Genomic DNA, 12335 nt, shown 5'->3' on the forward strand with positions numbered 1-12335 from the left:
GACTCTGTGTAAGACAGTACATGGTTTTTTAACTGTGGTATGCGACGGTGGTGGAAGCAGAAACTTAAATCGTGAGGTTTAGGAATCGCCGCACTTTTAGGGCGGCGAGGATGTCAATGTTTGGAGATACTGACAACGAATTATCCCATTTTTCAAAAGTAATGGCAGAGATGGTTAATTGCCCTCACCCCCTCCCCTCTAACGCTCTGGGACAGGGAAGGGGGTGAGGGAAACGAATAAAGAAAAATGGTATTACAGGCAGTTGTTGATATATTTGTAATAATTTAAGAGTGACTGATAATTGCTGATTGTCGATATTTCTGCAAATGTGAGATGCACCCTTTTTTAAGCTACAAGAAGACCCAGAGAATAGGGGGGCTAAAGTGTTGAAAGTATCGCCAATATTTAAAACTAAACTTTTTTCTGTCCGGTTATCCCATAAGAGTTAAGGATAAACACAAAGGCATAAAGAACACAAACAGAAAGACAGATTCGATTTACTTAGGGCTGGCTGAATAAATGTGAAATGTAGTCCTGTAGGGGCGAAGCATTCGGATAGAAAATCTACGGTTTCACCGATAGGTTATTGCCCGAATGCTTCGCCCCTACTTTTTGCCGCAGACCACTAGGTAGGGTTTGCTGAATAAATCTAAAAACCTTGTTGGATAAGACTTTTGGACTTTTTTCCCCTCAAAAAGTGCCAGCCATTGCGGGGATCGGGGGAAAATTCAGGTACTTTTTCCACCTCTTGCCTCTTGCCTCTTGCCTCTTGCCTATCTTCACTAGGAAATTAATTTTGCACGACTACTTAGTTGACCACCTGAAAATCGGTAAAACCCCACACCCCACACCCCACACCCCACACCCTGCCCCTAGGAAAAGCTTTTTGCCGCAGACCACTAGGTAGGGTTTGCGGCAAAAAGTTTGTTGGTGGGGTTAGGAGTCGGTCGTCAGTAGCCGGTCGTCAGTAGCCGGTCGTTTCAGGCTTTGTTGCCCTCTCTTTTTGTACTAACTTATGTACTGAAAGGAGGATAATGCCAGGTTTTTGGGGGTCCCAATCCGATTTTCGCAGCACTAACATCGGATTTTAACAGGTCAAAAGCCTTATTTTCAAAAGGTTTTACCATTATTCAGCAAACCCTAAATAAATATTTTTCTTTTCTGTCTCCCCTTTTCGATTACACTGGTAATTGAGAATAATTAGCATTTATTTTAGCGATCGCAAGTCTTAGACAGTTTCAAAACCGTTGACTGAGGCTGACATTAGCGCAGTTATCACCCTTTGGCTACTGAAGTAAACTCGATGAGCTATCAAGGAATTATTGTCACTCTTGAATGAAAGACCTTCTTTGCCTTTGGAGATAAGAAAAGCATGGACGATAAAATTAGACCTAATGACCCAGAAGAACCAGAAAAATCGCCAAATAAAGCCCAATTTTCCCCTTGGGGTGGTAAAGAGGCAGTAGCAGAACGTACTAACTCCATGGGTACTGAGCTAACAGCCACCTATCCCCTCGCACAAGTGGAAATGGGAAAAACCGTCTGGTTAGCGGGATTTCAGGGGACAGGAGGAATCAATCGACTCCTAGGTATGGGATTAAACCCCGGCATTCAATTACAGGTAATTAGCTCCCAAGGGAGGGGATCAGTTTTAATTGGCATTCAAGACAATCGTATCGGTATCGGGGCGGAAATGGCCGAAAAAATCCTCGTTAGTGACAGTCAACCAAAAAAACTGGAACCCAAAAAAGACCTACCTGAAGTAAGAACATTTCTGCGGGAGATACCCATAGGAAAAGCGGGTAAAGTCATCGGTTATGACCGAGCATTGCGCGGATACAAAGGAAAATTGTTATCAATGGGATTAACTCCGGGGACAGAGTTTACCGTCATTCGTGTCGCACCTTTGGGGGATCCCGTCGAGATTCGAGTGCGGGGATTTCATCTCAGTCTGCGAAAACAGGAGGCAGACACTTTAATCGTCGAACAAATAGACCCAAAAAGCTAAATTTAATCATCTAAGCCTATTCGTCACTCAATATCCTAATTATGGTCAAACCGATTATCGCCTTAATTGGCAATCCTAACTGTGGCAAAACTACCCTTTTTAATGCTCTCACGGGGGCCAATCAACGGACCGGCAACTGGCCGGGAGTAACAGTCGATCGCAAAGAGGGAAGATTTCAAGTTAACGGGGAAGATATCACCCTTGTGGATTTACCCGGAGTCTATTCCCTTGATGTGGAAGAAGGGGAGACAGGAATGGATGAATTAGTCGCTAGGGACTATCTGCTGTCAGGAGAAGCGGATTTAGTGATTAATATCGTCGATGCTGCCAATTTAGAGCGCAATCTCTACCTTACTACCCAAATCATGGAGATGCGTTTACCGATGTTGATTGCCCTGAATATGATGGATGTGGCCAAAACTAGGGGTATTGTGGTTAATCCGCAACTCTTAAGCGATCGCATGGATGCAATTGTCGTGGCGATTAGTGCGGTTAAAGGGGAGGGAATCGGAGAATTAAAGCAAAAAATTGGGGAATTAGTTGGTAATATTAACCATACTGCCGCTTATGTGGCTTATCCTGCGGTAATTGAGGAAGCTCTTAACGAGATTATTGCCTACATTAACGACCATAGCAGTAAAAGGATCGTTGAGCCAAGATGGACTGCTTTAAATCTACTGCAATACGAGGATCGCATCGCCCCAGAATTGCGCTCACAGGAACTATTAAGCATTATCGTCAAGCATAGACGACAAATACACCAAGTTTTAGGGGAAGACCTCGATATTTTAATTGCTGATACTCGTTATGGCTTTATTCAACAAGTTACCCAGGGAGCCACTCAACGGACTGGACAGATAAATGATACCATGTCCGATCGCCTCGATCGGATTGTTCTCGATCGCTGGTGGGGAATTCCGATATTTTTGGGCGTAATGTACCTAATGTTCTTGTTTACCATCAATGTTAGTGCTGCCTTTATCGATTTCTTCGATTTAACTGCCCAGACTATCTTTGTCGATGGTTTGTCCCAAGTTTTACAAAAAATCCCTACCCCGGGTTGGCTAATTGCTCTGCTCGCTGATGGAGCGGGGGGAGGTGTGCAAACCGTCGCCACTTTTATCCCCGTAATTGGCTTTATGTTCCTCTTTTTGTCAATTTTAGAGGATTCTGGCTATATGGCCCGGGCAGCCTTCGTCATGGACCGATTGATGCGTTTGGTGGGATTGCCGGGTAAATCCTTTGTCCCCATGCTAGTGGGATTTGGTTGCAGTGTGCCGGCAATTATGGCCACCAGGACCCTAGAAAATTCTCGCGATCGTTTAATGACGATTATGATGAACCCTTTTATGTCCTGTGGGGCCAGATTACCTGTTTATGCGCTATTTGCGGCGGCTTTTTTCCCCATAGGTGGTCAAAACATCGTTTTTGGTCTTTATATCTTAGGAATTCTCGCCGCTATTTTGACGGGATTGGTGATGAAAAAAACCCTACTCAAGGGAGAAGTCAGTCACTTTATTATGGAATTGCCTCCCTATCATCTACCGCGTCTGAAAGGGGTTTTAATTCGTACTTGGGAACGTCTGCAAGCGTTTTTATGGAAAGCTGGACGAGTTATCGTTTTAATGGTGATGATTTTGGGATTACTCAACTCCGTCAGTTTTGATGGTTCTTTTGGTAATCAAGACAGCGAGCGATCGGTTTTAAGTGCTACCAGTAAAGCTGTAACTCCTATTTTCTCACCCATGGGACTAGAACCGGAAAATTGGCCGGCAACAGTGGGAATTTTTACGGGAGTTTTTGCCAAAGAAGCAATGGTAGGCACCTTAAACTCAATTTACAGCCAACTAGCAGGGGAAGATAACCCGAATAAGGGGGCAGCACAGGTAAAATTCGACTTTTGGGGGCAAATTCACCGAGCTATTGCCACTATTCCCGCCAATTTAGCGCAATTACCCAATCAATTACTTGATCCCTTGGGTTTAAATCTTGGTGATCTGCAAGATCAAAAAACGGCTGCCGAGAAGCAAGAGGTAGATTTAGGAATCTTTGGGGCAATGGCGAAAAGATTTGATGGTCAAGCGGGTGCTTTTGCCTATCTGTTGTTTGTTCTGCTCTATTTTCCCTGTGTTTCGGCCACATCGGCCGTATATCGCGAAACTAATGCCGGTTGGACTGCTTTTATTGCCCTCTGGACCACAGGAATGGCCTATATTGTTGCCACTTCCTTCTATCAAATCGCCACTTTTTCTCGACATCCGGGATTTTCTCTCTTTTGGATAGTCTTGATGGGTTTAACCGTAGTCGGGGTTTTATTCACCTTAAAAAATCTCCGTCCCCGAAAAATCAACCGTCCCGCAATTTAAAAGTAGGGTGGGTTAGGCGACGAAAAGCTAGGCAACTAACTAATTATTTAGATTCGCCGTAACCCACCGCAATCAAGCAACTTTTCTCGATTTTTTTCGCTTATAAACCATGATTTTAACCGATATACAGGCTTATCTTGCCAAAAATCAGAAAGCATCTCTGGCTGACTTATCCACACACTTTCGGATGTCAGCGGATGCCTTAAGTCCCATGCTCGATCGCTTGCTGAAAAAAGGGCGAATTCGCCTGATTTCCCTGGAAAAATGCGGAGGATGCAGCCGTTGTTCCCCAGAATCTATGGCTTTTTACGAATGGATTGAAGGCAATTCCACAGGGACAAACAGATAAAAGTTTAATACTACAGAAGTGATCTAAGTAGGTAGGCGTTAAAAGTTGTCAGACACCCCCCTTATTAAGGGGGGATTAAAGGGGGGACTAAGGGGGGATCGGCACCCCCCTTATCAAGGGGGATCCCCCCGCCTATCGGCACCCCCCTTATCAAGGGGGGCAGGGGGGATCGAACCTAAAATCCATTTTTAATTTAATTATAACCAGCTACTTAACTATTAAGATAACTGCTGTATTACCGGTCGCTTTCAACGGGGATAGTTAATTTCTGGCGAGGAACCAAAGTCACTCAACCGCAGAACCTCAAGGTTGTATAATCTTTAAGAGTTATTAAGCTTTGTATCAGTTTGCTCGGCAGCATTTAATGAATATACTTTTGGTGACATCATCTTTAGGTTTACTCCTAGCGATCGCTATCGTCGTCTATTTTGTTTCCTCTCGCAAGTACCAATCGTCGGACTCGGTGGCCAATTCCTACGACCAATGGACCGAAGACGGGATTTTAGAATATTATTGGGGCGAACACATCCATTTAGGTCACTACGGTTCCCCACCAGAAAAAAAAGACTTTCTAGCGGCAAAAGCCGACTTTGTGGCGGAAATGGTCTCTTGGGGAGGTTTGGATAAACTACCCGCCGGTGTAACTCTCCTCGATGTCGGTTGTGGTATTGGTGGCAGCAGTCGCATTCTCGCGCGCGACTACGGATTTACCGTTACCGGTGTCACCATTAGTCCCAAACAAGTGGCACGGGCCAAAGAACTAACACCCCCAGATGTAAATGCTCGCTTTTTGGTCGATGATGCCATGGCCCTTTCTTTTCCCGACGAGAGTTTTGATGTGGTCTGGTCAATTGAAGCCGGTCCCCATATGCCGGACAAAGCCGTTTTTGCTCAGGAATTACTGCGAGTTCTCAAACCAGGGGGAGTCCTAGTGGTAGCGGACTGGAATCAGCGAGATGACCGTCAAAAACCGCTCAATTTCTGGGAAAGTCCTGTAATGCGCCAACTTTTGGATCAGTGGTCTCACCCCGCTTTTGCCAGTATCGAAGGTTTTGCCGAACAGTTAGCAGCCACGGGATTGGTAGATGGGGAAGTGATTACTGCTGACTGGACAAAAGCCACTCTACCCTCTTGGATTGATACCATTTGGCAGGGGGTGATTCGTCCCCAAGGTTGGTGGCAATTTGGTCTGACCGGATTGGTTAAATCTGTCCGAGAAGTGCCGACAATTCTGCTGATGCGTTTGGCCTTTGGTACGGGTTTATGTCGTTTTGGGATGTTCCGCGCTGTTCGCGCTAAATCCCATCTGCAACTAAGTCAGCAAGAGTCTCTTGCCTCAGCTATGTAGCTGGTTATAATTAAATTGAAGATGGATTTTTGGTTCGATCCCCCCTTAGTCCCCCCTTGATAAGGGGGGTGTCTGATAATTTTTAACGCCTACCTACTTACAGCTTTTCTCAGATAGATGAGGTGCGTTATCGCATCTAAAATACCTAGTTAGCAAAGGTTATTTTGTACTTCACTTTTACGATAAAGGCTGTAAATTAATCTTTAATATTTAATTAATCTCTGAAAGATTAATAAGGTACGGTTATAAACTCCACGCAATTATTACTAGGATTATAGAGAGTGTAAACTGCTTTATTTAATTCTTTGCCAACGCTACCAACCCCAATTAAACGCTTATCTTGAATCGTCAAAGTTTGACTTGGTTGCCGTTTATCTAAAGTAGTAACAGTGCTAGTTAAATTAGCGGACTGTAAAGAATAATCAAAAACTTTTCCCGCACGACCACAAAATAGATTATTAACTCCCACCCGTTGCAGTCGATCTAAAATTTGCCATGGGGGAGTATCGGGGGTTAATTCTTCACTAACACTGACACTACTGCCATGAATTAATAAACAATCCAACTCGACAAAACCAAAATCGAGATTTCGTAACCATTGCACCGTTTCTAAAGAAACTGCGTCCCAGAGTTGTTTAGTGCTATCAATTCCATGTTTATGGATTAATTCCGTCGGTTCTCCTGTTGCTCCTAAACTGTGTAAAATTAGACATTGTTCTTCCCACCATCCCCGACAAACCTGCGGATATAAGTTATTTTTAGTGGGATAACGTATTTGTTCTACCAGCATTTCACTATCGGGATTAACGCCGATAAAATCTCCTAAAATATATAAATTTTCTACAGTAACTGACCGTTGCTGAATATCTTCCAATACCGCTTGATAGGCTGGTAAATTACCTTGAATACCGCTTAAAATCGCCCACATAATTTCTTGATTTATCACAAATTAACGTTCGCAAACATGAGTCGGATCATCGGCTTTTTCCGCATATTCTAGACCCTTAGCCAATCGCCAAGCGAAAATAGGAGGTAAACCCGATGCTAAAATAGCCTGACAGGTTTCCTGATAGTTATAGGCCACTTCTCGCAGTTGTACCGCTGCCGTTTCTCGATCGTAAATCACATAGGTGGCATTTGGACGACCGTGACGCGGTTCTCCCACCGATCCCACGTTGATGATACGCTTGACCGGTGTGGTAAATTGCCGCGACTGTTCCCCATCGGGTTGATACACTTTTATTTGCAAGCTTCCCGCGTCGAGAGTGCGAATGTAGGGGATGTGGGTATGTCCACAGAATAAAACCTCTGTATCTACCGATAAAACCCGTTCTAAAGCCGTAAAAGCGTCCATTTCGGCTAAAAGGTACTCATGGTTACTTTGGGGACTACCATGGACAAAACAGAGGTGATCTAGCTTAAAAATTTCGGGCAGTTTTGACAAATAATTACGGTTTTCTGGGGTGATTATTTGATTTGTCCACTCATGAGCTAATCTACCGCGTTTTTCTGCTAAAAGCGACGGATAACTGCACTCACAGGCATTTAATCCCTCAACGATATCCTCATCCCAACACCCTTGTACCGTGGTAATCCCCAGTTGACGGATTTTTTCCACCACTTGGTTAGGATGAGGTCCGTACCCAACCAAATCCCCTAAACAGTAGATTTCTTGACAACCCTGTTGGTCTAAATCTCGCAAAACAGCATTAAAAGCGGGCATATTGCCATGAATACAGGATAAAACGGCTATTTTCATCAGATTAACTCCATTTCTGGCTCTAAAGATTCTTGAAATTGTTGTTGATAATAAAAAAGTGCCTCATCGGACAGACAACAATCACTAAGGGTATCGGCAATTATCGGTTTATCGAGATTGCGACCGACGATTTCAATCCCACTGAAGCGATTCGGTCTCCCATCGACATTTAAGGGGAAATTTAAGCTTTGAAAGTCTTTTTCTGGCCATTCATCCATAAATTCCCCATAAATACACTGACCATCGATGATATCGAAGATACTTTTAACCCGCAGCACTTCCCCATAGGCCCCTTGGGTTAATTCTGTCCAAAAGGTGGTTAAACTGGAAAAATCGATGATTTCTCCCGTTAAAACGGCTCTGTAAATCTGTATTTCTCGTTTTTTTAACCATTGATCACCTTTTATGGTTGTTTTGACGGGACTGATGACAATTTCATCGACGGGAACTTGTCCTTCGGGGATTTCTTCGTCTGGAGACGTAATCGCTACCCGATGACAATTGAGGGGTTTTAGAAAGCTTTCGAGGGATTGCGTGTCTAAATGCCATGGTACTTCCATATAGATCGTGTTTTCCATGGATAAACTGCTCAAAAGGTCTTCTTCTTCCCTAGAAACACAGGACAACTGGGGAAACTCACTCTCTAAAGTGAGATGATCAATGGGAAAAGTTTCCGTCTGGGGACTAAAATATAGGCTTGGCTGCTTGCTTTGGGCGATTTGTTGGCGAATCCAGTGGGTTTTTCCCGCTGCTATACCCCCCGTTACCACGATAATCATTTGCTCCTTCTCTAGTGTGATAATGATAATCATTCTAGCATAAGTCAGATTGGGGCAAGTAATCTTCCTTAACCAATCCTCTAGACTTAGCCAGGTTATTTTGGGAAAAATTGGCGGTTTCTTGGGATATTAATCATGGTTATGGCTCTTTTCTCTAGGATACCATTGGCTTTGTCCATCGGGTAAATCAACCAAGGTAATTCCCCTCGTTTTTAATTGTTCCCTTAATCGATCGCCGCTTCCGTAAAGTGCAAGGGTTTGCGATAATGAACTTGGAGAACAAAGAGACGTAAAACCATGGGATCGAGGGTTCGTTAAATTTTAAAGTTTTTATCCATAAATTATTCATAAGTAGCTGGTTATAATTAAATTAAAAATGGATTTTAGGTTCGATCCCCCCTGCCCCCCTTGATAAGGGGGGTGCCGATCCCCCCTTAGTCCCCCCTTAATAAGGGGGGTGTCGATCCCCCCTTAATCCCCCCTTAATAAGGGGGGGTGTCTGAAAACTTTTAACACCTACCTACTTAGTTTGTCCTTTTTAATTTTTTGAGAACTAGCCAAGCATTCGTTTAGTTGTGTCACAATTTCCTCTTTATTTAAATTTCTGCCGATAAAAACTAATTGATTGTTGGGTACAGTGTCCCATTCTACTGCTTGCAGATCGTAACGCTGTCCACTTAATTGAAAAATATGTTTTAAATCGCTTTGTTGAAACCAGAGAATACCTTTAGCTCGAAAAACATTTATCGGCATTTTTTTCGTAATAAAAGGCTCAAATTTATCTAGATTAAATGGTTTACTGCTAACAAAAGAGACAAAATTAAAGTCTTCAGGAGATTGATTATCACTGGAGCTTTGGCGATTTTTTTGAAAGTCTCTAAACTGGTTTTTATACAATTCTTCTTTAGTTAAACCTAAATCTAACAATAAACCCAAAGGAACCTGAGCATAACTACTTTTTAGGAGTCTTATACCCTGTTTTTCTCGACGAATAAACTTTTCTAAATCATCTAATTTTTTGCCACTGACTCGATCTATTTTATTGAGAATTACCACGTCACCATAACGAATTTGACTAAGGGCAATGTTACTATCAAAATGATCCGCCGTAAAGGTTTCAGAATCCACGAGGGTAATAATAGAATCTAAGCGAGTCAAATATTTTAACTCCGTGGCCAAGAAAGTGAGGATAATTGGCAAAGGATCGGCTAATCCTGTGGTTTCAATAATTAGATAGTCCACGGGAATTTCTTTTTCTAAGACCTGATATACTGTCTCAATTAAACTATCATTAATCGTACAACAAATACAGCCATTACTCAATTCTACCATATCTTCATCGATGGAAACAAGCAATTGAGAATCAATATTAATATCCCCAAACTCATTGACTAATACGGCAACTTTTAACCCTTCTTTATTGTCAAGAATATGATTTAGTAAGGTGGTTTTTCCACTCCCTAAAAAACCAGTAATAATCGTCACAGGCATTCCTGATTTAGGCAAGCAAGGGAGGGAATCGGAGAGGGGAATTATCAAAGAACTCATGGCAGCTAACCCACTTGTAAGTTAATTAATTGGCAGAAAATAGGCTTTTCTCAACCCTGTTAAATTCGTCTGGAGGGGATCGATCTCCACTAATTGCCGGTTTATACAAAAGTTTCAGAGATTAGTTTTAGATAGGATCGCCGTTTGCATTTTTTCTAATAAATCTGCCAGCGTCATCGAACCTAAATCACCCCCTTGTCGAGTGCGAACACTTAGAGTTTTACTGCTAACTTCTCGTTTTCCAATCACAGCTAAGACAGGGATTTTTTCTAGTTCTCCTGTACGAATTTGTTTGCCTAAACGCTCACCACTTTTATCGATTTCCACTCGATAACCAGCTTGTTTTAACTGCACTGCTACCTCTAAAGCATAATGATGCTGTTCATCACTAACGGGTAATAAACGGACTTGAATAGGTGCTAACCAGAGAGGAAAATCTCCTGCATAATTCTCGATTAAAATACCAAAAAATCTTTCCAAAGAGCCAAAAATAGCTCGATGAATCATAATCGGTCTTTCCCGAGTACCATCCCTAGCGACATATTGCATATCAAAGCGTTCTGGCAAGTTAAAATCGACCTGAATCGTGGAACATTGCCACATTCTACCGATCGCATCTTGAATTTTTATATCAATTTTAGGACCATAAAAAGCCCCACCTCCCTGATCCTCAATATAATCCCACTTTTTAGCATTTAAGGCCTCAATTAAAGCTGCGGTTGCCAATTCCCAAACACTATCACTACCCACGGATTTACTGGGGCGAGTCGATAAATTTACCTGATAATTAGTAAAGCCAAAATCGGAAAGAATTTTCTCGGTTAAGTTCAAAACTCCTAGAATCTCTGCGGCAATTTGTTCGGGTAAACAGAAAATATGAGCATCATCTTGAGTAAAACCTCGCACCCGCATTAATCCGTGTAAAACCCCCGATCGCTCGTAACGATAAACTGTGCCTAATTCTGCCCATCTTAGGGGAAATTCTCGATAGGAATGCAGGTCATTTTGATAGGTTAAAACATGAAAAGGACAATTCATCGGCTTAATTTGATAGCTTTGCTGTTCTAACTCGATCGCCTCAAACATATTGTCGCGATAAAAGTCCCAATGTCCAGAAGTTTTCCACAGATCTAAATTAGCTAGATGGGGAGTATAAAGAAATTGATAACCCGCTTCTAAATGAGCTTGGCGCCAATAATCTTCGATTAAATAACGCATTGTTGCACCCCGGGGATGCCAAAAAACTAAGCCGCCACCCGCATCTTCTTGGATGCTAAATAATTTTAATTGTTGTCCCAATTTGCGATGATCTCGTCGCTGCGCTTCTTCTTTTTGTTGGAGATAATTTTGTAATTCTGCGGGGGTTTGCCAAGCTGTGCCGTAAATTCGCTGTAATTGCGGCTGTTTTTCATCTCCTTGCCAATAAGCACCCGCTACACTTTCCAAGACGAAAGCATCTGGGTTAATTTCCCCCGTCGAGTTGAGATGCGGTCCCGCGCACAGATCCCACCAAAATTCTTCCGGGGGAGAAACAGCACCATCAATTAACGAGGGTTCTCGATCGCTCCGTCCTGCGTCCGGACTACCGATAAAATAACGGGTAATGGTTTCATCTGGGGGAATTCTCTCTAAAATTGACCGTTTGTAGGGTTGATTAAGGCGCTCGATTTCTGCGGTAATTTCGCTTCTTTCCAGCACTTCTCGGATAATTGGCAGGTTTTTCCCGATAATTCGCCCCATTTCTGCCGCTATTTTCTCCAAATCTTCGGGGGTAAAGGGTGTTGGGCGATCGAAATCGTAGTAGAATCCCGTTTCTGTCCAGGGACCAATAGCAACTTTGGTTTCAGGAAAGAGAGTTTGTACAGCCATCGCTAAGATATGGGCGCAAGTATGGCGTATTTTTACGATTTTTTGCGAATCTTCTTCGATAACGGGGCTTTCTGCTCGGGGGGACTTAATTTGATTGACCATTGCCAGCTACGATGATAATGATTATCATTGTAGCAAAGGAGGGCTGATGTCTAAGAAAAAAATGCGCTCAAATCCTCTAGCGGCAAGCTCAACGATAATTAATTTTTGAGAGTTCAAAAATGAGAAAAATAGGCATAAAATCTCTAAATAGAGAATTTAATTGATTAAAGCTCATTTTTGATTCTCCTGACGACCGAATACTAGCTA

Annotated in this window: 9 protein-coding genes; 4 read left to right on the forward strand and 5 right to left on the reverse strand. The window is 42.7% G+C overall.

Annotation, left to right across the window (positions count from 1 at the left end; genetic code table 11):
- The first annotated feature begins 1372 nt into the window (after positions 1–1372).
- The 4 genes from EWV68_RS02335 to EWV68_RS02350 all read left to right on the forward strand — a co-directional run bounded on the left by EWV68_RS02335 (position 1373) and on the right by EWV68_RS02350 (position 6071).
- The gene (locus tag EWV68_RS02335) at positions 1373–2008 is read left to right on the forward strand and encodes a FeoA family protein (RefSeq protein ID WP_287168680.1); all 636 of its coding nucleotides are present in this window, start codon (positions 1373–1375) and stop codon (positions 2006–2008) included.
- A 41-nt stretch (positions 2009–2049) separates the two neighbouring features.
- Positions 2050–4374: a Fe(2+) transporter permease subunit FeoB gene (gene feoB, locus EWV68_RS02340; protein ID WP_287168681.1), complete on the forward strand. Its 2325-nt coding sequence runs from the start codon at positions 2050–2052 to the stop codon at positions 4372–4374.
- A gap of 109 nt (positions 4375–4483) precedes the next feature.
- A complete protein-coding gene (locus tag EWV68_RS02345; RefSeq protein ID WP_130757729.1) occupies positions 4484–4723 on the forward strand; it encodes a FeoC-like transcriptional regulator in 240 nt (79 codons plus the stop codon).
- A gap of 364 nt (positions 4724–5087) precedes the next feature.
- Positions 5088–6071, forward strand: coding sequence for a methyltransferase domain-containing protein (locus EWV68_RS02350; protein WP_287168682.1), 984 nt, complete (start codon positions 5088–5090; stop codon positions 6069–6071).
- A 229-nt stretch (positions 6072–6300) separates the two neighbouring features.
- Here EWV68_RS02350 and EWV68_RS02355 read toward each other — a convergent pair whose 3' ends face one another.
- From EWV68_RS02355 to thrS, 5 genes are all read right to left on the reverse strand, one after another.
- Positions 6301–6999: a metallophosphoesterase family protein gene (locus tag EWV68_RS02355; RefSeq protein WP_287168697.1), complete on the reverse strand. Its 699-nt coding sequence runs from the start codon at positions 6997–6999 to the stop codon at positions 6301–6303.
- 21 nt (positions 7000–7020) lie between these two features.
- Entirely contained in the window at positions 7021–7830 is an 810-nt protein-coding gene (locus EWV68_RS02360) for a metallophosphoesterase family protein (RefSeq protein ID WP_079208731.1), read from the reverse strand.
- Positions 7830–8609, reverse strand: coding sequence for a hypothetical protein (locus tag EWV68_RS02365; protein ID WP_287168683.1), 780 nt, complete (start codon positions 8607–8609; stop codon positions 7830–7832). The genes EWV68_RS02360 and EWV68_RS02365 overlap by 1 nt, the downstream gene beginning before the upstream one ends.
- 516 nt (positions 8610–9125) lie before the next feature.
- Positions 9126–10157 carry a CobW family GTP-binding protein gene (locus EWV68_RS02370; protein WP_079208729.1) on the reverse strand — a complete coding sequence of 344 codons (1032 nt, stop codon included), beginning with the start codon at positions 10155–10157 and terminating at the stop codon, positions 9126–9128.
- 114 nt (positions 10158–10271) lie between these two features.
- On the reverse strand, positions 10272–12128 hold the full coding sequence (thrS, locus tag EWV68_RS02375) for a threonine--tRNA ligase (protein WP_287168684.1): 1857 nt from the start codon (positions 12126–12128) through the stop codon (positions 10272–10274).
- Between the last annotated feature and the right edge of the window lie 207 nt (positions 12129–12335).

The sequence above is a fragment of the Microcystis sp. M_QC_C_20170808_M9Col genome, from assembly GCF_007095495.1.
GTDB classification, from domain to species: Bacteria; Cyanobacteriota; Cyanobacteriia; order Cyanobacteriales; family Microcystaceae; genus Microcystis; species Microcystis aeruginosa.